The sequence below is a fragment of the Anaerotignum sp. MB30-C6 genome, assembly GCF_030908465.1.
GTDB lineage: Bacteria > Bacillota > Clostridia > Lachnospirales > Anaerotignaceae > Chakrabartyella.
In genome coordinates this window covers 2079895-2103133 of sequence record NZ_CP133078.1, presented here as the reverse complement: position 1 = coordinate 2103133, position 23239 = coordinate 2079895, and the positions used below count along the sequence as shown (strand labels likewise).

The window sequence follows — 23239 nt, the reverse complement described above, 5'->3', positions numbered from 1 at the left end:
CAAAAATACGCATAGTATGTAACACTATTGAGGCTGTGCTTCAAGATTTATTTTCTTGAAGATTGGTTCTAAGACCGATGTATTAGATGAATGAATTGACGTAATGAATTGGATGAGTACGTGTCCGTATTTTCATCTGCAAGGATGATTTCATGTGTGGACATGGCTGTTCCAGAAGGACAATGATTGATTTAAAGGGGGGGCGATCATGGCAAAAATCACGCCTATGATGCAGCAATACTTTGAAATAAAAGATAACTATAAGCATTGCCTGCTTTTTTTTCGTTTAGGGGATTTTTATGAAATGTTTTTTGAAGATGCGGTGATCGCCTCAAAAGAACTGGAAATTACCCTAACGGGAAAAGATTGGGGCCAAGAGGAACGAGCCCCCATGTGTGGGGTTCCTTTTCACTCTGCTGATGGATATATTGCAAGACTTGTAGAAAAGGGATATAAAGTTGCTATTTGTGAGCAAGTAGAGGATCCAAAGCTTGCCAAGGGTATTGTAAAACGTGATGTGGTTCGTGTTGTTACACCAGGGACTGTTTTAGATAACGCTGTTTTGGATGAGCGAAAGAATAACTATATTTTAGCTATCTATAGCAGTGGGGCAGGCTATGGTATCTCCACTTGTGATGTTAGTACAGGGGAGTTTCAAACAACGGAGTTTGCAAGCATTCAGGCGGCAAACAAAATTTTGGATGAAATTGCTCGTTTTTCCCCTGCGGAAGTGATTTGTAATGAATCCTTTTTGAATAGTCCCTTAGCCCAAGAAATTCAGGAAAAGTTTCACTATTTTTTGAACGATATTGATAATCGAATGTTTGATTTTGCTACGGCAAAGGATGCAATATTAAAACACTTTCAGGTAAAAACCTTGGATGGCTACGGACTAAGTAAAAAGCCAATGGCGGTAGCTGCGGCAGGGGCTTTAATATGGTACTTAGTAGAAACTCAGAAAAATGATTTGAGCCATATTTCTACGGTGAAGTATTATACAACGGGAGACTTTATGTTGTTGGATGTTTCTAGCCGAAGAAATTTGGAATTGACGGAAACCATGCGGGAAAAAAGCCGTAAAGGTTCTTTGTTATGGGTTTTGGATAAAACCCAAACGGCGATGGGAGCCAGACTGTTAAGAAGGTGGGTAGAACAGCCCTTAATTTCAGCGGGAGAAATACAACAAAGGTTGGACGGTGTTGAAGAACTTTGTGCTGACCTATTCTTACGAGAAGAAATAAAAGATATTTTACGCTCTATGTATGACTTTGAGCGTATTATGAGCCGTGTGATATATCAAAGTGCAAACGCAAGAGATTTGGCGGCTTTAAAGAATTCCATTGAAAATCTTCCTTCGTTGAAAAGTATTTTAGCTAGGTGCAAAAGCCCTTATCTGGTGGAGCTTTGTGAAAAACTAGATCCGTTGGAAAATATTCATTCATTAATAGAGCAAGCTATTGTAGAAGATCCTCCATTTTCCGTTAGAGAAGGCGGTATGATTAAGCTTGGCTTTGATGGGGAGTTAGACACATATGCCCAAGCCAAAGAAAAAGGAACAGCTTGGGTTGCCCAGATGGAGGAAGAAGAAAGAGAGAAAACAAGTATCAAAAACCTAAAGGTTCGTTTTAACAAGGTTTTTGGTTATTATATAGAGGTTACAAAGTCGAATATTAAGGAAGTTCCAGAACGCTATATTCGCAAGCAAACCCTTGCGAACTGTGAGCGGTACATCACCCCTCAGCTGAATGAATTGGCAGAGGTGATTTTAGGGGCAGAAGAAAAAATTGTAGCCTTGGAGTATCAGATTTTTACAGACATTAGAAATGCCGTTGCCGCTGAGGTGGAGCGTATTCAGTATTGTGCTCACATTGTATCTGTGGTTGACGCTTTACAATCTTTGGCGGATGTTGCTCAAAGTATGAATTTTGTAAAGCCAGTTGTGGATGAAGGAGATGTCATCTCCATTACTGCTGGCCGACATCCCGTTGTTGAAAAGATGATGCAGGGACAATTTATTCCCAATGATATTTATTTGGATAAAGATGATACTAGGCTGGCAATCATTACAGGGCCAAATATGGCAGGTAAGTCTACTTATATGCGTCAAACGGCGTTAATTGTTTTAATGGCACAAATTGGAAGTTTTGTACCAGCTGATGGAGCACATATCGGTATTGTAGATAGAATTTTCACCAGAGTGGGTGCTTCCGATGACCTGAGTGCAGGGCAAAGCACCTTTATGGTGGAGATGACGGAAGTGGCTAATATTTTAAACAATGCCACTGCAAAAAGCCTTTTAATTTTGGATGAAATCGGACGGGGTACCAGTACCTTTGATGGCTTGAGCATCGCTTGGGCAGTTTTGGAATACATTGCTGATGTAAAGCAAATTGGGGCAAAAACCCTTTTCGCCACCCATTATCATGAGCTTTCCGAGCTTGAGGGCAAGCTTTCTGGTGTGAAAAATTATTGTATTGCCGTACAGGAGATGGGGGAAGATATTATTTTCCTTCGAAAAATTAAGCGTGGCGGTGCAGACCATAGCTACGGTGTACAGGTTGCAAAGTTAGCAGGGTTGCCGCCTAAGGTGATTCGTCGCAGTGGTCAAATTTTAAAACAGCTTAATGCTGCGGATATTACGAAAAAAGCAAAGAAAATTGCTGTGGAATCTGGAGAAAACGCAGAAGAAGCGGCAAAGCAAATAGACATGTTTTCTGTAGCAGAAAACGTTATGATAGACGAAATTTCCAAGTTGGATGTGATGTCTATGACTCCGATTGAAGCGTTACAGACTCTTTTTGAATTACAAAAGAAAGCAAAAGGGCTGTAGAAGAAAGGAGGATTTCCTTGCAAAGCATAAAACTATTAGATACAAAAACAATCAATAAAATTGCAGCGGGGGAGGTGGTAGAATCTCCAAAATCCGTTGTAAAAGAATTGGTGGAAAACGCCATAGATGCAGGGGCAACCTCGGTAACTGTAGAAATTAAAGAGGGTGGTATCTCTTATATCCGCATTTCTGATAATGGCGGGGGCATTCCAAAAGAGCAGGTGAAAACAGCATTTCTGCGTCATGCAACCAGCAAAATGAGCCAAATTGAAGACTTGGAACATATTTTTACCCTTGGCTTTCGTGGGGAAGCTTTAGCCAGTATTGCAGGTGTTTCCCAAGTTGAAATGATAACAAAAACCAAGGATGAAGAAATGGGTACATTCGTGGAAATCAGTGGTGGGGAAATCAAAACCATACAAGACACTTCCTGTATGGAGGGCACAACCATTACCGTAAAGAATTTGTTTTACAATGTGCCAGCAAGACGAAAATTTCTGAAAAAGCCTGCAACGGAAAGCGGTTATGTTTCTGATTTGATGAATAAATTGGCCTTGGGGCATCCTGAGGTTTCTTTCCGCTACATAAATAACGATACAACTATGCTGCATACTGCAGGGAATGGTGATTTAAAGGCGTCTATTTTTTACGTTTACGGCAAAGAAGCGTCAAACAGTATGATCCCCCTAAGCTATTCGAAAGGGGAATATACACTTTCTGGTTTGATTGGGAAGCCTGAACTTTCTAGGGGAAACCGAAACTATGAAAACTTGTTTATTAATGGGCGTTTTATTAAAAATAAGGTGGTTTCATCTGCCGTTGAGGATGCTTATAAAACCCGTTTGTTAATTGGGAAATTCCCTGTTTTTGTTTTAAACTTAGAGGTGTCTCCCAGTCAAGTAGATGTGAACGTGCATCCAGCGAAATTGGAAGTACGCTTTAAAAACGATGATGAGGTTTATGAGTTCTTTTATGATGGGATTTGCAAAACTCTGGAGGAGCAAGTTTTAATTCCTCAGGTTAGTTGGGATAAGAAAAGCCCTGAAAAGGCTTCTGGAAGAACCTTGGAAGCACAACAGCAAAAAATCGAAGACATTCCAGTCTATAAGCAATTAGAACCATCAACTTTCCAAGATACAGGTACTCCTTTGGGCATGGGGAAAACAGTGGATCAGCTTTTGAAAAGACAGCCAACAGGGCAAAGCCAAGTTCGCCAAAAGGCGGATGAGTTTTTGGTGGAGCCTTTGAAAGCAGAGGAAAAGCAAGCAGAACAAAATTCAAATTTCCAAAGGGAACATTTCACCTTGGAAAATGAGACTCCATTGAATGAAAAGGTAACACCAAACATGGATTCTTTCTTCAAGCAATATAAAATCATTGGGCAAATTTTTCAGACCTATTGGATGATTGAGCAAGGGGACTGCCTTTACTTGATCGATCAGCATGCTGCCCATGAACGTATTTTGTACGAAGAGTTAATGAACCGTTTCCAAGAGGAGAGGGTGGCTTCCCAAAGATTGTTGGTGCCTCAAATGTTAAATTTGACAGCTGGGGAATTGGAAATCCTAAAGGAAAATATCGCGCTTTTGGAAGGCTTTGGCTTTGAATTTGAAACGTTTATTGGGAATCAATATGCTTTAAAAGCGGTTCCTTATTTATTGAAGGACCCCAGTGGTGTAGGGTTTTTTACAGAAATTTTGGATAGCCTTTCGGAGCAAAAAATACGCTCGGTATTTGATATGAAGCTTTTAACCGTAGCGACCATGGCTTGTAAAGCCGCAGTAAAAGGCCATGATCTTATGAGTTTCCAAGAGGCGGAGGCAATGATTGGGCGTTTATTAAAGCTGGAAAATCCATTTTCATGCCCCCATGGTCGACCAACGATTATTGAAATGACGAAATACGAGCTGGAAAAAAAATTTAAGCGAATCCAGAATTAAAGGGTGATAGGATGAAGAAACCTTTCGTGATCATTGGAGGGCCCACAGCCTGTGGGAAAACCTCCTTATCCATCGAATTGGCTAAAAAGATTAACGGCGAAGTCATATCCGCCGATTCTATGCAGGTGTACCGTTATATGGATATCGGTACGGCTAAGGTAACTGAGGAAGAAAAACAAGATGTTCCCCACTATTTGGTGGATGAGTTATATCCCGATGAGGAATATAACGTTATGATTTTTCAGCAAAAAGCAAAGGCTTATATGAACCAAATATGGGAAAAAGGGAAAATTCCCATTTTGGTTGGAGGTACAGGATTTTATATCAATGCCTTGCTATATGATAACGATTTTACAGAAACAGATAGCGATACCTCTTTTCGTGAGGCTTGTTATGCCCAGGCAGAAAAAGAAGGCCCTGAGGCATTGTTTGAACGATTACAACAGATTGATCCCGAATATGCACAGACCATTCACGCCAACAATGTAAAGCGTGTAACCCGTGCGTTGGAATATCACTTCTTAACAGGAGAAAAATTTTCCATGCATAATGCGGAGCAAAAGGAAAAGGAAAGCCCTTATAATGCCGCAGTCATCATTTTGACCATGGAGCGTGAAAAGCTTTATGAACGCATTAATTACAGGGTGGACTTGATGATGGAGCAAGGCTTACTTCAGGAAGTAAAAGGCCTTTTGAAAAAGGGGTATTCTCCAGAGCTGGTTTCCATGCAAGGGTTAGGTTACAAAGAGTTTATTCCTTATTTTAAGGGGGAATGCTCTTTGGAGGCGGCTGTCGAGCAGTTAAAAAAAGGTACACGGCACTTTGCCAAGCGCCAACTAACTTGGTTTCGTCGCCAAATTGATGGCTTATGGGTGGATTTATCTAAGGCTGATTTAAGTTTGGCAATGACCGATGTTTTGGATTATCTAAGAGAAGAGGAAATACTAAAATAATTTTTAAAGAAGTGATGCATGATGTGGTCAACACAAGTATGGGGAATGCCTTTTTTTGAGCTGTATGCTTACTTTATTATTTACAGCTTTCTTGGTTGGGTGTTGGAATCCATATTTGTTTCCGTTTCCCTTGGCAAATGGGTAAACCGTGGGTTTATTAGCGGGCCTTTATGCCCAATTTACGGGACGGGTGCGGTGTTGGTGATTCTGTTGTTAACGCCTGTTCAAGGGAAGGCAATATGGTTATATATTGGCGGTGTACTAATTGCAACAGTTGTAGAATATTTGATTGCGGTTTTGTTAGAAAAAATATTTCACGCAACATGGTGGGACTATAGCCAGATGCGATTTAATATTAAGGGTAGAATATGCCTCATTCGTTCATTAGAATGGGGAGCTCTTACTGTAATTATGATGCGTAACATTCAGCCTCCCATTCAGCGTTTTGTGGATTGGATTCCCCGAACCATAGGGGAATTTATAGGTGTAGTGCTGTTGATTTATTTAATTGCAGATGCCAGCATAACAATAATGAATATTTTCCGCCTTAAGGAAAAAATGGCAAGGCTAGAGGAAACAAGGCTTGCCTTGCGTGAAAAAATCCAGACAAGCAAGTTGTTTGAAGCGAAAAAAGAAGTTTCCGATTACTTGGAAAGACTGCCGATAACAGAAGCTTTGGGAAAACTAAAGGAGAAAATAGAGGAACGAAGGGGGCAAATTGCTAACGTAAGGGGGGATGAGCAACTGCGCTGGGATTTTTTCTTGTCTGAAATGAAAGAAAAGCTAGAAAGACGAGAGCGGATTTTAAAGAAAAGCAGTCTCACCGAACGACGTATCATGAAGGCGTTCCCTGGCTTACGGTTTAAGAAATATAACGAAGAGTTTGCTGCGTTTAAAAAAGAGTTTCTAGAAAAGTATAAAAAAGATTAAAAGAAAGGATATGGGCAATGAAAAAGCAATTTTTGAAAAAATTCGCCTTATTGCTGGCGATGACCTTATCTTTGGGTGTTGCTGGCTGTGGCAAAGATGAAAAACCTTTACCAGAAAGTACAGATAATATAGAGAACACGGAAAGTGCAGTGCAAGAAGGGGAACAAGTTGAAACAATAGATGTTGCAAACACCCCACTGCTGCAAACGGCCTTTATTGAAGCGGATAATGCCCCAGACATTGCGGCGGCATCGGCGATATTAGTGGAGCAGTCCACAGGAACCATTCTTTTTGATAAAAATGCGAAAGAAAAAATGTATCCCGCCAGTATGACGAAAATGGTCACAGCCCTTGTGGTGATGGACTATTTTAAAGCTGATGAACTGATTAGCGTTGGTACTGAAATAAATGAGGTTTCCCTTGACTCCAGTAAGGCAGGGCATATTGTTGGCGAAACGTTGACTGTGAAAAACTTAATTCGTGGTTTGATTATCCCTTCAGGGAATGATTCGGCCAATGTTTTAGCGGCGGCAGTTGCAAAAAAAGTGGAGAATAACCCTAACTTATCCTTTGCCGAGAGCCAAGATATTTTTGCTAGGCTTATGAATGATAAAGCAAAAGAATTAGGTGCGGTGAATACCCATTTTACCAATGCCCACGGGTATCACGATGAAAACCATTATAGCAGTGCCTATGATATGGCATTGTTTGCCCGTGCATACCTTGATAATACCACGTTAACAGAAATAGCAAATGAAAAGAGTTTTGCGGGTAATGGTGCAGATAACATGTTTGCCCAAGGGGATGGTATGAAAACCCAAGAATATGCTTGGAGAAGCCATAACCTTTTAATTACAGATAATGAATATAAATATGGCAATGCTTCTGGTATAAAAACAGGTTTTACCAACGAAGCAGGCCATTGTGTTTCGGCGGCGGCAGAGAAAGATGGGGAAACTTTGATTGCTATCATTTTCAACTCACCAGACCCTGGTCGTTGGGTGGACGCAAAAAATCTTTTTGAATTTGGTTATAATGCTTATGAAAAGGTGGAACTTGGCAAGGCGGCTACACCGCTAGAAGCAGTGCCATTGACCAAACATAATCGTTTGCAGGGGGACACCCTTGATGTGGTTTTCAATCGAGATGTTGTAACATATCTTCCTGAGGGTACTTCTGGCAGAGTTTCAACAACAACTGCCTATGAACAGACCTATTTGGATGAAAATAAGGATGGCACCTTTAAGCTCAAAGCACCCATTGCAAAAGATACAAAGGTGGGAACGGCTTCTTTCCAAATTGATGGAAAAACCGTTTTGACAGAGGGTGTATATGCAGGGCGTGAAGTTGCGAAGGGCACAATTTGGAACAATATCAAATATTTCTTTAAAAACTTTACTTCTATTGTTTTCTCAATGAAGGGCTTAATTGGACTAGGAGTTATCCTTGCTGTTGGTGTGTTCATTTTCTTGGGTTTACGAATTTTTGGTGGACGTAGAAGAAGATATTCTAGTGGGTATACTTTAGGGAAGCCTAGCTCTCGTAGACGCAGTAAAAGAGGTCGTAGAAGATTTTAATAGATAAAAGAGTCTTTAATTACTCAGGTGCTTATAACAACCCGTTGTAAGCACCTTTCTTATCCACAGATACTAGAGACAACCATAAAGTGTGTTTGTTTCCTTTTATCCAAATCGGGTAAAATAAGATAGGTTAAAAAGTTCAATCAGGGTGATCAAAGAGTCTTTAGGTTTGTCCAAGAAATAGGCTTAGAGTCAAAGAGACATAGCCTTTATGGTGTAAAAAGAGTCTTTTTCATAATGACATTTGTACTTGGGGGTGTTGCCTTTTTTTATAAAGGCAGCCTAGAAACAGGCGGGGATATGATGTTTCTTTATCTTAAAAACACATGACTTATGAAATGACCAAATGATTCAATATTGCCACAGTCGATGCGTCTATGATATAAATATGAACATAAAAAAGACTGGTATCAGTTTAAGACACCAGCCATTATAATGCCAAATGAAGAAATATGGATAGTTAATAAAATAAATATTATATAAGTTCGTGTTTTTTAATATAACAAATACCAATGGCAGTAGGACCAGCATGGGTTCCGATGGTGATACCAACTTGTATCAAAGGAGGAGTGATTACCTCAAAGCCTTCTTCTTTCAGCTCATTGGCCAATTCTTCCGTCGTTGCTTTTCGTGCTTGTTCTGCATGAAGCAAAACCAAACGATATTGGTCTTTTTTATCTCCAATTTCCTTGCGTGTCATATCCATGATTGTGCGAAGGGCTTTTTTATGGCCTCTTACCTTACTTTCAGGGAAAAGTTCCCCGTGTTGGGCGATAATAATTGGTTTGATATTTAAAATGGTCCCAGCCAAAGCTGCGGCTTTACCAATGCGTCCACCTTTTTGTAGGTGATCTAAGGAGTCAACGGTAAAGTTAATCTTTGTGGTTCCCTTTAAAACTTCAATTTTCTCCAACTGCTGGTCCAAGGTATAGCCTTCGTCTCGCATTTGGATTACTTCCCAAACTAAGATACCTTGGCTTGCTGTAACATTTCTGGAGTCTATAACCTCAATTCTTGCCTCGGGGTATGATTCGGATAAAATATTTTTTGCATTTACAGCACTCTGGAAAGAGCCGCTGAAATTTGAAGTTAAGCATAAACATAGGATATCTTTCCCTTCTTTTAGATAGGGCTCAAACACATCCATGTAGTCTTGAATTGTTGGCTGAGATGTTTTTGGAAAGACAGAAGTTTCGTTTATTTTGTCGTAAAAATCATTGGGTGTTAATTCGTAAATTTCTTTATAATACTTCTGGCCATCAAAAGAAACAAAAAAAGGAACAATTCCTAGGTTATTTTTTTCAATATATTCCGGTGCAATGTCGCAAGAACTGTCGGAAATTATCTGATATGGTCGCATAGCGTACCTCCGTAAAATATATTCGTTCTTAAGTGATTCTATTCTAAATCAATTTTCAATATATGTCAATCAACCAAAGGAGTGTTTGCCTTTCTAGGGCAAGGGTGGTATACTTTGGAAAGGCGAAAAAGGAGGTGGGTAAATGGGCAGAATTTTAGTGGTAGCCGAGAAGCCGTCAGTAGCCCGGGACATAGCGAAAACACTGGGAGCGACGCAAAAAGGCGATGGTGTTTTGATGGGTGAAAAGTATGTGATTTCATGGGCGATTGGTCATCTGGTAACCTTGGCTGAGCCGGAGGATTATAATCAAACTTTTAGAAAGTGGAGCTTCGCCTCTTTACCTATCTTACCGGAAAAAATGGAGTTAAAAGCAATTAAAAATACCCGATCTCAATTAAAAATACTGCATAAGTGGATGAATGATAAAGACATAGAGTCTATTGTCTGTGCCACCGATAGTGGGCGAGAGGGTGAGTTGATTTTCCGCTATATCTACGATATTACGAAATGCAAAAAGCCTTTTAAAAGGCTTTGGATTTCTAGTATGACGGAGCAAGCAATTAAAGAGGGCTTTGCCAATTTAAAAGATGGTACGGAGTATGATTTACTGTATCATTCTGCAAAGTGCCGCTCTGAGGCCGATTGGCTGGTTGGAATGAATGCCACCAGGGCGTATACCTTGCGTTATAATGTTCTTCTTAGTATTGGCCGTGTACAAACGCCTACTTTAGCTTTGATTGTAGAAAAACAAAAAGAAATAGATGCCTTTGTTTCTAAGGATTACTTTGAAGTTCAGACCGATTTTGGCGGTTTTCAAGGGTTTTGGATAGATGAAGAAGAGCAAACGAAAATTGAAAAGGAGGAACAAGCCAAGGGAATTTCCAAGAAAGTTGAGGGGCAAAATGCCTTAGTAACGAAGGTTGATAAGGAAGAAAAAAGGTTACCTGCACCCTTACTATATGACTTAACGGAGCTTCAGCGAGAGTGCAATAAAAAATTTGGCTACTCCGCTAAGAAAACCTTGGATATTGCCCAAGGGTTATATGAAAAAAGGAAGTTCATTACTTATCCCAGAACAGACAGCCGTTATTTAAGTGACGATATGAAGGGGAAAGTACAAAGTACCATGAAACGGTTAGGGGAAACGAAACTCTTTCAAGATTTCGCAAGCCCATTGTTAACTGATTCAGGTCTTTCTTTTTCTAAGCGGATTGTTGATAATACAAAGGTAACGGATCACCATGCCATTATCCCAACAGATGTACGGCACCGTTTGGATAGCTTAGGGGAAGAGGAAAAAAATGTTTTTCTTTTGGTAGCGGCAAGGTTTATCAGTGTGTTTTATCCCCATTATCGTTATGAAGTAACAAAGGTTTATTTCGGCTGTTGCGAGGAGCGGTTTTTATCCAAAGGGACTGTTGTTTTGGATGATGGTTGGCAAGGTGTAGAGAAAAAACTGGTTCCTGTTAAGACGAAAAAAGAGAAGACCAATGAGGAGCAGAAGCTGCCGCCTTTGTCAGAGGGCGAAACTTATATCATTGTAGAGGCAAAGGCGTTAAAGAAAAAAACGTCACCACCTAAACCTTATACGGAAAGTAGTTTGCTCTCCGCCATGGAAAATGCAGGCCGCTTCGTTGAGGATGAGGCTTTAAAAGAGCAGATGAAAGACAGCGGCTTGGGTACACCTGCAACACGAGCGGCGATTATTGAGCGTTTGCTGGCAGTGGGTTATATTACAAGAAAAGGGAAAAACTTAATTCCCACGGAAAAAGGCAGACAATTAATTCAAGTTGTTCCCGAAGAACTTAGCTCACCCCAAACAACGGGAAAATGGGAGAAAGGTCTTTCTTCCATTGCAAAGGGGAATATGGAAGAACAGCGGTTTATGGATAGTATTAAACGATATGTCACGTTCTTGGTAGGTGATGCTGTCCGAAGGAAAACCAACGTTATTTTCCCTGAGGAAGTGAAAAAGGGAAGACAAAAAGATGGAAAAGCTTTGGGAAAATGCCCCGTTTGTAATGAAGGCGATGTTTTGGAAAATAGTAAAGCATATTTTTGTACAAGGTGGAAGTCTGGCTGTAAGTTTACCGTTTGGAAGGATAGTCTTATGCCCTATGGAATAAACCTGACGAATAAAATGATTCAAACAGTATTAAAAGACGGAAAAATCCCTGATGTTAGGGTTACTCTGCCCCAAACAGGGGAAAAAGGAAAAGCAACCATGATTTTTTCTGCTGATGGAAAAGGGCGGATTGAATTAATGGATTTTATAAGAGATGCAACTGTAAAGGGAAATGATTCCCCGCAAGCAAATGAAGGAGAGAAGAAATAAATGAGCAGTATGTACCAAGCGTTAGGCATTGCCCCTGAGGTAGAGGCATTTTGTGAAAGTATTTTAGAAAATTTAAAGGACAGATTTCAGAGCATTGACTCCATTGCGGAGTATAATCAGTGTAAAGTGATTGCAGCAATGCAAAAAGAGCGGGTGGATGCCACTTGTTTTGCGGGTACTACAGGCTATGGGTACAACGACGCTGGTCGTGACACTTTGGAGCAAGTATATGCTTCTTGTTTTCATACAGAGGCAGCTTTGGTTCGCCCTCAAATTACATGCGGAACCCACGCCCTTGCCATTGCCTTATCGGCAAATTTGTTGCCAGGAGATGAACTTCTTTCTCCAGCAGGCAAACCCTATGACACATTGGAAGAAGTAATCGGTATACGCCAATCACCTTGTTCTTTGAAAGAATATGGTGTGAGCTACCGACAGGTAGACTTATTAGACGATGGTTCTTTTGATTATGATAATATCCGAAAGGCAATGACCGATAAAACAAAGGTAGTAACCATTCAGCGCTCCAAAGGATACCAGATGCGTCCAACTTTTTCAGTGGAAAAAATCGGTCAGCTAATCGCTTTTGTAAAGGAAATTAAGCCTGATGTTATTTGTATGGTGGATAATTGCTACGGTGAGTTTGTTGAAGTTATTGAGCCTTCTGATGTAGGGGCTGATATGATTGTAGGCTCCTTAATTAAAAACCCTGGTGGCGGACTAGCTCCCATAGGTGGCTATATTTGCGGTACACAGGCTTGTATTGATCGCTGTGCTTATCGTTTGAGCGCCCCTGGCTTAGGTCAGGAGGTAGGTGCCAGCTTGGATGTTATGCGTTCTTTGTATCAAGGGTTTTTCCTTGCTCCAAATGTAACGGCAGGTGCATTAAAAGGTGCCATATTTGCGGCAAATGTGTACGAAAAGCTGGGATTCCCAGTGATCCCCAATGGTAGAGAGTCACGCCATGACATTATTCAGGCGGTGGAATTGGGAACTGCTGAGGGTGTTATTGCTTTTTGCGAGGGGATTCAAGCAGCAGCCCCCGTGGATAGTTATGTAAAACCTGAACCCTATGCCATGCCTGGGTATAATTGTGATGTTATTATGGCGGCAGGGGCATTTGTGCAAGGCTCCTCCATTGAGCTTAGTGCCGATGGCCCTATTCGTCCTCCTTACTCTGTATATTTCCAAGGTGGCTTAACTTGGTACCATGCTAAGTTTGGTATCATGATGTCCTTGCAGAAATTGTATGAAAAAGGCTTGGTGAACTTATAATTGTACCAATCAATCTTGTCCTACAAGGTTTCTTTGGAGGGGATTGTATGGTGAAAACAAATGGGCGATTTCATTTATTCACGAAATGCTTGTCTTACAACGAAATGGGAGATTTTAGGGCAAAATTCGATAGTAACTTTAAATGCTAAGAGCTGGCGAGAAGCAAAATTTATAGATGATAAGATAATAAATACAAAAATCAAAACAAAAAGTAGGGCAATACCCAGTTGAGGTAGAGCCCTACTTTTTTTAGAAAAATAAGATAAGTAATATTTAAACCTTCTTTTTCTTTCCTAAAAATGTTGCCATATTTTCTTTGGAGAAGCAACCAAGGAACAGTAGGAAAACGAGATATAGAAGTCCCATAGCCATTAAGGAAAGAAAAAAAAGCAACTTAGACGGCGTGGAGATGCGAATGATATAGCGGATGATTAGTCCAGAAGCCGCACCTGCCAACAGAGGCTTAATAAAACAGTCGCTTAAATTTGGGAATATCCCGGTACGCAAATATAGCTTATGTAAACAAGCACCTACAGAATATGCCATTCCAGCTGACCAAGAAACCAGAAATGCAGGGATTCCATAATGAGGCATAAAAAACCAAATGCCGGCAATGGTTATGGCAGAAGTTATCAGGTTGTTACGGAATAAAAATAACTGCTCTCCCATGCCGTTTAAAAGGCCGTGCAAGGTTGTTTGGGCATATAAAAAGGGGCAGAGAAATGCCAAGGGGAAAAGTAGTTCACCCAAGCTTTGGCGGTTATAAACAATATAGCAAATCTCCCTTGGGAAAACAGCAAACAATGCCGCTGCTCCGATGCCTACGATAAAGGTAAAGAGAAAAGTAACAGAAACTGTACGACGAATTCTTTCATCTTGTCTGACAGCACAAGCTTCTGAAATTTCTGGAACCAAAGAAACGGAGGCTGCGATTAGGCATGCTGAGGGTAACAAAATTAAGGGCATTGCCATACCTGTTAACTCACCGTAAGAGCTTAAAGCTTCTGCTGCACCTTGACCATAAAGCTGTAATTGACGGGGAATAAGTACGTTTTCCGTGGTTGAAAGCACAGAGCCAACAATTCTTGTTGCGGAAAGGGGTAGAGCCATGGTTAAAATCATACTACAGGCGGCAGTAGGCGAAAGTGTTGGTTTTTTAATCATTTTTTTCTTTCTTTTAAAGCGGTAATAACTGATTGCAACAAAAGAAAAGGATAAAAATTCACCGATCACCACACCTGCAATAGCGGCACAGCAAGCATAGGTAAGGCCCATAGGAACAAAAATTCCAGCCAATAAATAAATGGTTAAAATACGAATTGCTTGCTCCAAAACCTGAGAGAATGCTGGTACAAAGGCATTCTGCAGCCCTAGAAAAAAACCCCTAAAGCAAGAACCTGCTGCCATAAAGGGAACTGCAAAGGCGAGCAAGCGAAGGGACAGGGCGGCACGGCTATCTTTTAAGATGACCATAGCAACCTCATCGGCAAATAAGAGTAAACATCCTGAAACAACAAGGCTGGTCAATACAGAAAGGATAATAGATTGCTTTACAATTCTCCCAATATTTCCAGATTGTCCCATAATATTTTCTTGGGCAGTCAAGCGAGAGATTGTAGTGGTGAAGCCTGCTGAGGTAATGCTCCATGCTAAAATGTAAATGGGTAATATCAATTGGTACAAGCCAATTCCCTCTGCACCAATGGCGTTAGACATAAACACACGGTAAAAAAACCCCATGAATTTCGTAATTAAATTAGCCGCTGTTAAAATCAGCGTGCCTGTAATAATTGTTTTTCTGCTCATTTCATCACCTTTACGTAGGGGTATTGGTACATATTATGAAGAATTATGGTAAATAAGTAATACTTTTTTGCAAACATGATATTGCAAAAATTAATTAATCTTAATAAAAAAAATATTAGTTAAACTATTGACAAGTTTATTTGAAAATTGTATACTAACTCTACAAATTACATAAGGCCAGTTGATATGCAAGGGAGATCTTATAAAAATAGGTAAGAACCGATGGAGCAATCCAAAAGAGCCGTTTTTGGAGAAACTTTCAGGTACAAAGAACCTTGTAAGGATGGAACTCTGGAGAGAGTCTCGTAAAGAGACCGCCGTCGAAGTAAAGCTTTCAGGTGAAGGTACAGAGGATATATAGGCGCAAATACTGTCTGTGTATCCTTTTTTTGTTGCAAAAAAACAGGCTAATTTGGCAATATTAATGAAAGTATTATTTTTTTGGAGGGCGAAAACATGGAAAAGAAACAAGAATTGAAAAAAAATCTTGGTATGTCCACGGCTATGGCCACAGTAGTAGGTTGCGTAATTGGCTCAGGTGTTTTCTTTAAACCACAGGCTATTTATACGGCAACCGGCGGTGCCCCAGGGTTAGGTATGCTAGCATGGTTGATTACTGGTTTGGTTTGTATTGCAGCGGCTATGACCTTTGCGGAAGTTGCCATTATGATTCCAAAAACCGGCGGTATGGTTGTATACCTAGAAGAAGCATTTGGAAAGAAAGTAGGATTTTTAGCAGGTTGGATGCAAAGTATTTTATTCTATCCTGCGATGATTGCAGCCCTAGCTGTTATCTTTTCGCAACAAGCCACTCTTTTTGTAGGCGAAGGCTTACAATTGCCAATTGCCATTGGCGCAATTATCACAGTTATTATTCTGAATAACCTTGGCTCTGCCGTAGGTGGTGGTGTGCAAATTATCTTTACTATTTGTAAGTTAATTCCTTTGATTTTACTCATGGTCTTTGGTTTCATCCGTGGTTCTGGGGCCAACCCCATCTTCACACCAATGGTTGCAGAAGGTTTAAACCCAGCAATAATCTTAGGGCAGTTAATGGTTGCTATTTTGTTTGCTTTTGAAGGCTGGACAAATGTTGGTGCCATTGCAGGTGAAATGAGAAATCCCGGTAAGGACTTACCCGTTGCAATTGTTGGTGGTGTTTCTGCCATTATGGCAGTATATTTCGTAATCAACTTGGCTTATCTATGGGTATTGCCTGCAAACGAATTGATGAATTTAGCCGCTCCTGCATCGGCAGTAGCCATTGCAATCTTTGGTGATATCGGCGGCAAACTTATTTCTGTTGGCATTATGATTTCTGTATTGGGTGCAGCAAATGGCTTTATCTTATCTGGCTCTCGAGTAACTTATTCCTTAGCGGAAAATGGAACTTTGCCCTTTAGCAGCACACTTGCAAAAATTAATAAGGCACAGGTTCCTACAAACTCTATCATCTTGGTTGGTGGTATTGCTTGCCTTTTTGCCATAAGTGGTCAGTTTAATAGATTAACGGACTTAGCGGTTTTCACTTGTTGGATTTTCTATACATTGACTTTCTTTGCGGTAATTCGTTTAAGAAAAACAATGCCTGATGCAGAAAGATCATACAAAGTTCCTCTGTATCCCGTAATTCCTGCAATCGCAATTATCAGTGGTATTTATGTAGTTGCGAATCAGCTATTCATGTCAGGCTCAACAACTCGCATGATAGCTGTTGGTAGTATTGTTTTAACCTTAATTGGTTTGCCGATTTATAATTTGACAACAAGAAAGAAAGCATAATAATACTATATTATTATATTGCTTTCCATTATTCCCTAATAAGGCATATGGCTCTCTCCATATGCTTTTTTTATTTGAAGAAAAGTATAATCAAGGAAAAGAAATTTTACACTTTAAAAAAACGGTGTATGATAATGAATTTGAGCCTTGTTATAATTTATGCAATGGGGAATAGTATTTTCTTTAATTCTGATATGTGATCATGAAAGTGTGTCTAATTCATATGGCAAATGGCGGAAAAAGATTAGATTTAGATAGAATTTTTTTTAATAATAAAATGAAAAAATGTTTCAGAACTGAAGTGGAAAATTGCACAAAAAAATTTTATATTGCTACAGGTTGCGCTGATTAGGTGCTAGAACAGCATTTGCTATTTAAAAAATCAATGCTATCTATTCAATAAATTTAATAATGTTGTCAGATAAGAATATAAAATAAAGAAATGCATTTTTTATTGAATTTACAAGAAGTTTTAAATTTTTATTATTTTAAACCATATAAAATACATGAAAAAATTATGAAATAATAACAAACATTGTATTATAAATAGAATATTTATATACAAATCATACATTACAAATATTGTTGTGTATAAAAATAGTGAGAAACAGTTGTTACTTATTATGGGGTGCTTGACAAGAACCCCGTAGAGAAGATAATATATTAGTTGGATATTAACATAATTTTTTTAAATTCAGGAGTTTATGTAGATATGGTGTTAAGATTTCGTAAAGGTTTTTAAAGTGTCTTATATTATGGTAGTAGATTTTCAAGAAATATCATTGTAATTTTTTTGACATGTGAGAGGATGAGGGTATGTTTGTACTGCTATTTTTATTATGGATTGTATTTAATGGTAAAATAACCCTAGAGATTGTATTATTTGGCCTTGCTATATGCGCTTGGCTTTATTGGTTTATGTGTAAATATATGGACTATCATATGAATAGAGAAAGAGTCATTTTAAAAAATATGCCCCTTTACATAAAGTATTTAATGATACTGTTTCGGGAAATTGTCAAATCCAATCTGGCTGTAATTCGCATCATTTTATCCCCAAATAAAGAAATTGACCCATCTATTACAAATTTTAAAACAGATATAAAAACTGATCTTGCAAGAGTCGTTCTTGCAAATTCAATTACTTTAACTCCAGGAACATATACAATTCAACTTGAAGACGATGCATATATGATTCATGCATTAGATAAATCCTTTGGAAAGGATTTGAATCAATCGGTTTTCGTTAAAGAATTAAGAAAGTTGGAGGATAAGTTATGAGTGAAGGATTAAAGTTGGTTTTGGAAATTGCTGTGGGCCTGCTGGCTATGGGGGTTTGTATCGTATTGATCCGAGCAATTAAAGGACCAAGATTCACGGACCGAATCATGGCTATTAATATGATCGGTACGATGACAACAGCCATGATTTGTATTCTTTCAGCCTATTTAAATGAGGTATGGCTGATTGACGTTGCATTAGTTTATACCTTATTAAGCTTTTTAGCAGTTGTAATTATTTGTCATGTTGTTACCCTGCATCATAAAGGTAGAGAACTGTTCTTAAAAAGAAAAGAAGAGGAGGCGAAGGAATAATGAGAGAAGTGATAGCGGCAATTTTTATGATTGCTGGTCTAGTTATTTTTTTGGTTTCTATATTAGGAATTTTTCGATTTAAGTATGTATTAAACCGTATGCATGCAGCTGCCTTGGGTGATACCCTTGGGTTAGGCTTCGTCATAATTGGTTTGATTATTTTAGGCATAAATGTATTTGCCAGCCTAAAGCTATTTCTAATTATCTTGTTTTTTTGGATGTCTGGGCCCATCGCAACCCACAGTATTGCAAAGGTTGAAATATTGACGAATAAGAACTTTGAAGAAAGGGTGCGTGAAAAATGAGTACGGGTATTCAAGTCACATTACTATTGTTTTTAATTGCATGTGCAATTGGCGTTTCGTTTACGAGAAACTTATTTATCGCAGTGATTATTTTTATGGGATACAGTTCTATTATGGCTGTAATTTGGTTGTTTTTGGAATCTCCTGACCTTGCCATTACCCAAGCGGCAGTGGGTGCAGGTGTTGACAGTGTATTATTCTTCCTCACACTGAAAAAAGTTCATGCTCTGAAAGGTACACGTGAGGGCTGATATGAATGAGAAAAAAACATTTTGGAAACATTTACAAGCATGGGTGGATGGAGAGGAAGTCATCCTAGATGCAGATAAATATATTGTTTCCAGACCAAAAAGAGAAAAAAGTGATTGGCGTAGCCATTTCACAATGGAATATGTAAAAGAACATAGAAAGCTTTATATGTTTTTAAGCATTGCCATATCGGTACTCTTTATCGGAATTATGCTGGGAGTAGTCAATGGACTGCCTGAGTTCGGTAATCCTCATAACCCTGCAAACAATGAGGTTATGGAGCGTTATTTGGAAAGTGGTATTGAGGAAACTGGGGCTACCAACTTTGTTGCAGGTATGATTTTAGATTATCGTGCTTTCGATACTTTTGCAGAAGCAAATGTTCTGTTCTTAGCGGTTATGTGTGCGGTGATTTTGCTGAAAAAAGACAGCAAAAATTACTGCGCCCAGGAGGAGCAGGAAAAATATGAGGATAATATTTTTGATGAACGGGAGAAAAAACCGATATTACAGATGGGTGGCAAGGTGCTGGCGCCATTGGTAATCCTTTATGGGATTTATGTTATTCTTAACGGGCATCTTTCTCCTGGAGGTGGATTTTCTGGAGGCTCCATTATCGGTGCGGGCTTGATTCTTTATGCCAGTGCATATGGACAGAAAAAGATGCGTACATTTTTTACATTCCGCACGTTTACTGCAATTAGCGTGGGGTGTTTGTTGACATACTGCGCTTGCAAAACATATTCCTTTTTTACCGGCGCCAACCATGTCGGCTTTGCAATTCCCAAAGGCACACCCGGAGATATTTTAAGCGGAGGCTTTATTTTGCCCTTAAATATTTGTGTAGGGTTAATTGTTGCTTGTACCATGTATGGCTTTTTTGCGTTGTTTACTAAAGGAGACATTTAACTATGAATCATCTGGGAACAAATTTTTATGAGGCAGCTTCAGTCATCCTCTTTGGGATTGGCTTTATGAATCTGTTGCTACAAAATAACTTGATTAAGAAATTCATCGGCCTAAATATCATGGATACAGCGGTGTATTTATTTTTGGCGGCGAAAGGTTATATCTCAGGAAGAGTTGCGCCTATTTTAACCGATGGCATTATAGATGCTTCTCATTATATAAATCCCGTTCCAGCAGGTTTGGTTTTGACGGGGATTGTTGTAGCTGTTAGCATTACAGCCTTTTCTCTGGCTTTGGTTCAGCGGCTTTATAAGCATTATGGAACGTTGAATATGGACGAAATAATGAGGCTATCCAGAGAGGAGGAAGGGGAATAATGGAGCATATAAATTGGATACATAATATACCCTTTTTCAGCATTTTTCTGGCTATGATTTGCGGTATTATTACCGCCTTGGCAAAGGATGGAAAAGTAGCTTTCAAAATCCATACAGTTATGGTTTTTGTTGTTTGTATTATGTCTGGTCTTTTACTGTTTCGTGTGGTTAAGAACCAGGAAACTTTTTATTACATGATGGGGCATTTTCCTGCACCTTGGGGGAATGAGCTTCGGGCAGGCCCCTTAGAAGCGTTAATGGCAGTTACGTTTAGCCTTGTCATGCTGTTAACGGTTAGTGGTGGCTTGGACTTTATAATGAAGGATGTGGTGGCGGAAAAGCAGCCGTTATACTTCATTATGCTCAATGCCTTATTTGGTGCTATGTTGGCACTAATCTATACAAATGATATTTTTACGGCTTATGTCTTTATTGAAATTAATACCATTGCTTCATGTGCATTAATCATGGCCAAAGGAACACCGGAATCTATGGTTGGAACAACCCATTACTTGGTAATCAGCCTTTTAGGTTCTGGTTTGTTCCTCTTGGGTGTCAGTATTTTGTATAGCATTACGGGTCATCTGCTTTTTCCCCAAATGCAAGAAGCGATTGTTGGAATCTTCAAAACAGGTGAATATGCCACACCTTTAATGGTTGTAACTGGATTTATGTTTATTGGTATTGCGATTAAGAGTGCGCTGTTTCCCTTTCATTCCATGTTACCTGGGGCTTATAATGCGGCAATACCCACTTCTAGTGGTATTTTGTCGGGCCTGGTTTTAAAGAGCTATATTATCTTGGGAATCAAGTTGATTTATTGTGTGTTTTCCGAGTTAGTAATGCATACGTTGAAAATTACCGAAGTTCTATTTGTTTTTGGTTTGGCTGGCATGGTAATGGGTTCCGTTTATGCCATGCGGGAACGAAAAATGAAACGAATGCTTGCTTATTCCTCTGTGGCACAAATTGGCTACATTTATATGGGTATCGGTATGGGTACCCGAGTAGGGATGACGGCGGCATGTTTCCATATCCTTGCCCATGCCATTACAAAGACTTTGCTCTTTCTTTGCTGTGGCAGTTTTGTTGAGGATAATGGCGGCAAGGATAAGATTTATCATATGAGAGGAGCGGCCCTTCGTAATCCGTTGGCAGGTGTGGGTTATACTGTTGGTGCTCTATCTATGGTTGGTATTCCCCTTTTGGCAGGCTTCATTTCAAAAGTTTATTTTGCCACAGCGTCAGTATATTCTTCGGGAAAAATGGCTGCGGTTTTAATCGTTTTAGGTGTTAGTATGGTGTTAAACGCATTATATTTTTTACCTTCCGTGATTGCAATCTGGTCGCCTGTAAAAGGGGTAGAGAAAAAACCCTTTGCTAAGGTTTCACCCATGTTTGCCGTTTCTATCGTTGGGTTTATAATACTAAATTTCGCTTTAGGTGTTTACTATCGCCCAATAACTCGTATCATCCAAATGAGCATTGGTTTATTAGCACAGTAGGCAAACGGTGAGAGGTTGAGGTGAGAAAATGTCTGGAAATTCGATATTGTTGCTGCCGATCATGCTACCGTTTATTGCAGGGGTCATCATCGGCTTTATGAAGAATGAGAAGCAACGAAACATCATGGTTATTGGAACAATTGCCGTTGAATTGGCTCTGGTCATTTATATGGTTATGAGCCAAGGGGGTTTAACGGTGTGGGAAATCACAGATAGGCTTTCCATTGCCTATCGTGTGGATGGTATCGGCAAGTTTTTTGCTTGTATTATCAGTATAGTTTGGCTTTTAGCTGCAATTTATTCAGCGGAATATATGAAACATGAACATAAGCCAGCTCGGTTTTTCATGTATTACGTTATGTCTTTGGGTACATTGATAAGTTTATGTTTTTCAGAAAACATGATGACACTGTACCTTTCTTATGAATTTATGACCATATTAACATTGCCTTTGGTCATCCATACGCAGGAACCCCAAGCGGTGCGGGCGGGGATGAAATATCTGGGATACTCCATTTTTGGTGCTGGTTTCGGTCTTTTGGGATTCTTCTTCCTGAATACCTACTGTTTTACCACAGAGTTTGCAGCTGGCGGCACATTAAACATGGCCCTAGTTGCGGGTAGAGAAAATCTCTTGTTATGGGTTTATCTTTTAATGGCAATTGGCTTTGGCTGTAAGGCGGGTATGTTCCCCCTTCATGCATGGTTGCCTACGGCTCACCCTGTGGCACCGTCTCCTGCGTCGGCAGTGCTTTCTGGTATTATTACAAAGGGTGGTGTAATCTGTATCATTCGTGTAACATTCTTTTTGTTTGGTGCGGACTTTATCAGAGGCTCTTGGGCACAAACAACGTTGCTGATTTTAACCATGACAACTATTTTCATGGGATCTATGTTGGCGTATAAAGAAAAGGTGTTAAAGAAAAGATTGGCCTATTCCACAGTAAGTCAGGTTTCTTATGTTTTATTTGGCATCATGCTCTTAACGCCAATTGGTTTTACTGGTGCATTGCTTCAGGTAGCGTTTCACGCAGCAGCGAAGAATGTATTGTTCCTTTGTGCCGGTGCGATTATTTACAAAACGGGAAGCACCTATGTGCATCAGCTTCGAGGGATTGGTAAAGAAATGCCAATTGTTATGTGGTGCTTTGCCATTGCAGCCTTATCCCTGGTGGGGATTCCTCCAACAGGTGGGTTTATTAGCAAATGGTTTTTAGCCCAAGGGGCTTTAAGTTCTTCTATGGGCACGTTAGGGATTGTTGGCGTTGCGATCCTTATGGTAAGTGCATTGTTAACGGCGGGATACTTGCTTTCCATTGTATCCAGCGCATTTTTCCCAGGAAATAACTTTGACTACGATACCTTTGAGAAGAAGGAACCCAATAAACTGATGACAGTGCCACTGGTGGTTTTAACCATCGCCATTGTTATAATGGGTATTCTTCCAAACAGCTTAGAATCTTTTATTAATAGTATTAGCGGCGTAATTTTTTAAGGAAAGGGTGGGA

Annotated in this window: 18 protein-coding genes and 1 riboswitch; of the genes, 16 read left to right on the top strand and 2 right to left on the bottom strand. The window is 39.6% G+C overall.

The window, feature by feature from the left end:
* Window positions 1-208 precede the first annotated feature (208 nt).
* The 5 genes from mutS to RBQ60_RS10270 are packed head-to-tail and all read left to right on the top strand — an operon-like array spanning window position 209 to window position 8230.
* Window positions 209-2830 carry a DNA mismatch repair protein MutS gene (gene mutS, locus RBQ60_RS10290; protein WP_307883608.1) on the top strand — a complete coding sequence of 874 codons (2622 nt, stop codon included), beginning with the start codon at window positions 209-211 and terminating at the stop codon, window positions 2828-2830.
* A 17-nt stretch (window positions 2831-2847) separates the two neighbouring features.
* The gene (gene mutL, locus RBQ60_RS10285; protein WP_307883606.1) at window positions 2848-4770 is read left to right on the top strand and encodes a DNA mismatch repair endonuclease MutL; all 1923 of its coding nucleotides are present in this window, start codon (window positions 2848-2850) and stop codon (window positions 4768-4770) included.
* 11 nt (window positions 4771-4781) lie between these two features.
* On the top strand, window positions 4782-5723 hold the full coding sequence (gene miaA, locus RBQ60_RS10280) for a tRNA (adenosine(37)-N6)-dimethylallyltransferase MiaA (RefSeq protein WP_307883605.1): 942 nt from the start codon (window positions 4782-4784) through the stop codon (window positions 5721-5723).
* An 18-nt stretch (window positions 5724-5741) separates the two neighbouring features.
* Window positions 5742-6653, top strand: a complete 912-nt coding sequence (locus RBQ60_RS10275) for a putative ABC transporter permease (protein WP_307883604.1) — start codon at window positions 5742-5744, stop codon at window positions 6651-6653.
* Window positions 6654-6670: 17 nt separating this feature from the next.
* Entirely contained in the window at window positions 6671-8230 is a 1560-nt protein-coding gene (locus RBQ60_RS10270) for a D-alanyl-D-alanine carboxypeptidase family protein (protein ID WP_307883602.1), read from the top strand.
* Window positions 8231-8708: 478 nt separating this feature from the next.
* Here the strand turns inward: RBQ60_RS10270 and RBQ60_RS10265 are convergent, their stop codons facing one another.
* On the bottom strand, window positions 8709-9593 hold the full coding sequence (locus tag RBQ60_RS10265) for a DegV family protein (RefSeq protein WP_307883601.1): 885 nt from the start codon (window positions 9591-9593) through the stop codon (window positions 8709-8711).
* Window positions 9594-9735: 142 nt separating this feature from the next.
* Here RBQ60_RS10265 and RBQ60_RS10260 point away from each other — a divergent pair, with 142 nt between their 5' ends.
* Together RBQ60_RS10260 and RBQ60_RS10255 are read left to right on the top strand one after the other, a co-directional pair.
* Window positions 9736-11928: a DNA topoisomerase 3 gene (locus RBQ60_RS10260; RefSeq protein ID WP_307883600.1), complete on the top strand. Its 2193-nt coding sequence runs from the start codon at window positions 9736-9738 to the stop codon at window positions 11926-11928.
* Entirely contained in the window at window positions 11929-13203 is a 1275-nt protein-coding gene (locus tag RBQ60_RS10255; protein ID WP_307883599.1) for a methionine gamma-lyase family protein, read from the top strand.
* A gap of 273 nt (window positions 13204-13476) precedes the next feature.
* Here RBQ60_RS10255 and RBQ60_RS10250 read toward each other — a convergent pair whose 3' ends face one another.
* Window positions 13477-15009, bottom strand: a complete 1533-nt coding sequence (locus RBQ60_RS10250; protein WP_307883598.1) for a putative polysaccharide biosynthesis protein — start codon at window positions 15007-15009, stop codon at window positions 13477-13479.
* Between the two features lie 181 nt (window positions 15010-15190).
* Window positions 15191-15295: riboswitch (glycine riboswitch) on the top strand.
* A 170-nt stretch (window positions 15296-15465) separates the two neighbouring features.
* Here RBQ60_RS10250 and RBQ60_RS10245 point away from each other — a divergent pair.
* The 9 genes from RBQ60_RS10245 (at window position 15466) to RBQ60_RS10205 (ending at window position 23226) form a co-directional block, all read left to right on the top strand.
* Complete coding sequence (locus RBQ60_RS10245) at window positions 15466-16791, top strand: APC family permease (RefSeq protein WP_307883596.1); 1326 nt, start codon at window positions 15466-15468, stop codon at window positions 16789-16791.
* Between the two features lie 816 nt (window positions 16792-17607).
* Window positions 17608-18072, top strand: a complete 465-nt coding sequence (locus RBQ60_RS10240) for a Na+/H+ antiporter subunit E (protein WP_307883595.1) — start codon at window positions 17608-17610, stop codon at window positions 18070-18072.
* Window positions 18069-18386 (top strand): monovalent cation/H+ antiporter complex subunit F, encoded by a 318-nt coding sequence (locus RBQ60_RS10235; protein WP_307883594.1) that lies wholly within the window; start codon window positions 18069-18071, stop codon window positions 18384-18386. The genes RBQ60_RS10240 and RBQ60_RS10235 overlap by 4 nt, the downstream gene beginning before the upstream one ends.
* The gene (locus RBQ60_RS10230) at window positions 18386-18691 is read left to right on the top strand and encodes a cation:proton antiporter (RefSeq protein WP_307883593.1); all 306 of its coding nucleotides are present in this window, start codon (window positions 18386-18388) and stop codon (window positions 18689-18691) included. Before RBQ60_RS10235 ends, RBQ60_RS10230 begins: the two co-directional genes overlap by 1 nt.
* Window positions 18688-18942 carry a hydrogenase subunit MbhD domain-containing protein gene (locus RBQ60_RS10225; protein ID WP_307883592.1) on the top strand — a complete coding sequence of 85 codons (255 nt, stop codon included), beginning with the start codon at window positions 18688-18690 and terminating at the stop codon, window positions 18940-18942. Before RBQ60_RS10230 ends, RBQ60_RS10225 begins: the two co-directional genes overlap by 4 nt.
* A 1-nt stretch (window position 18943) precedes the next feature.
* Window positions 18944-19849, top strand: coding sequence for a hydrogen gas-evolving membrane-bound hydrogenase subunit E (gene mbhE / locus RBQ60_RS10220; protein ID WP_307883591.1), 906 nt, complete (start codon window positions 18944-18946; stop codon window positions 19847-19849).
* 2 nt (window positions 19850-19851) lie between these two features.
* A complete protein-coding gene (locus RBQ60_RS10215) occupies window positions 19852-20226 on the top strand; it encodes a sodium:proton antiporter (RefSeq protein ID WP_307883589.1) in 375 nt (124 codons plus the stop codon).
* On the top strand, window positions 20226-21731 hold the full coding sequence (locus RBQ60_RS10210; RefSeq protein ID WP_307883588.1) for a complex I subunit 5 family protein: 1506 nt from the start codon (window positions 20226-20228) through the stop codon (window positions 21729-21731). The genes RBQ60_RS10215 and RBQ60_RS10210 overlap by 1 nt, the downstream gene beginning before the upstream one ends.
* Before the next feature lie 28 nt (window positions 21732-21759).
* Window positions 21760-23226 (top strand): complex I subunit 5 family protein, encoded by a 1467-nt coding sequence (locus tag RBQ60_RS10205; protein ID WP_307883587.1) that lies wholly within the window; start codon window positions 21760-21762, stop codon window positions 23224-23226.
* Window positions 23227-23239: the final 13 nt, after the last annotated feature.

Excerpts from the sequence above, each read along its gene's own strand:
- mutS (WP_307883608.1), top strand. The coding sequence starts at position 209 with ATGGCAAAAATCACGCCTATGATGCAGCAATACTTTGAAATAAAAGAT.
- miaA (WP_307883605.1), top strand. The coding sequence starts at position 4,782 with ATGAAGAAACCTTTCGTGATCATTGGAGGGCCCACAGCCTGTGGGAAA.
- RBQ60_RS10275 (WP_307883604.1), top strand. The coding sequence starts at position 5,742 with ATGATGTGGTCAACACAAGTATGGGGAATGCCTTTTTTTGAGCTGTAT.
- RBQ60_RS10270 (WP_307883602.1), top strand. The coding sequence starts at position 6,671 with ATGAAAAAGCAATTTTTGAAAAAATTCGCCTTATTGCTGGCGATGACC.
- RBQ60_RS10265 (WP_307883601.1), bottom strand. The coding sequence starts at position 9,593 with ATGCGACCATATCAGATAATTTCCGACAGTTCTTGCGACATTGCACCG.
- RBQ60_RS10260 (WP_307883600.1), top strand. The coding sequence starts at position 9,736 with ATGGGCAGAATTTTAGTGGTAGCCGAGAAGCCGTCAGTAGCCCGGGAC.
- RBQ60_RS10255 (WP_307883599.1), top strand. The coding sequence starts at position 11,929 with ATGAGCAGTATGTACCAAGCGTTAGGCATTGCCCCTGAGGTAGAGGCA.
- RBQ60_RS10250 (WP_307883598.1), bottom strand. The coding sequence starts at position 15,009 with ATGAGCAGAAAAACAATTATTACAGGCACGCTGATTTTAACAGCGGCT.
- RBQ60_RS10245 (WP_307883596.1), top strand. The coding sequence starts at position 15,466 with ATGGAAAAGAAACAAGAATTGAAAAAAAATCTTGGTATGTCCACGGCT.
- RBQ60_RS10240 (WP_307883595.1), top strand. The coding sequence starts at position 17,608 with ATGTTTGTACTGCTATTTTTATTATGGATTGTATTTAATGGTAAAATA.
- RBQ60_RS10235 (WP_307883594.1), top strand. The coding sequence starts at position 18,069 with ATGAGTGAAGGATTAAAGTTGGTTTTGGAAATTGCTGTGGGCCTGCTG.
- RBQ60_RS10230 (WP_307883593.1), top strand. The coding sequence starts at position 18,386 with ATGAGAGAAGTGATAGCGGCAATTTTTATGATTGCTGGTCTAGTTATT.
- RBQ60_RS10225 (WP_307883592.1), top strand. The coding sequence starts at position 18,688 with ATGAGTACGGGTATTCAAGTCACATTACTATTGTTTTTAATTGCATGT.
- mbhE (WP_307883591.1), top strand. The coding sequence starts at position 18,944 with ATGAATGAGAAAAAAACATTTTGGAAACATTTACAAGCATGGGTGGAT.
- RBQ60_RS10215 (WP_307883589.1), top strand. The coding sequence starts at position 19,852 with ATGAATCATCTGGGAACAAATTTTTATGAGGCAGCTTCAGTCATCCTC.
- RBQ60_RS10210 (WP_307883588.1), top strand. The coding sequence starts at position 20,226 with ATGGAGCATATAAATTGGATACATAATATACCCTTTTTCAGCATTTTT.
- RBQ60_RS10205 (WP_307883587.1), top strand. The coding sequence starts at position 21,760 with ATGTCTGGAAATTCGATATTGTTGCTGCCGATCATGCTACCGTTTATT.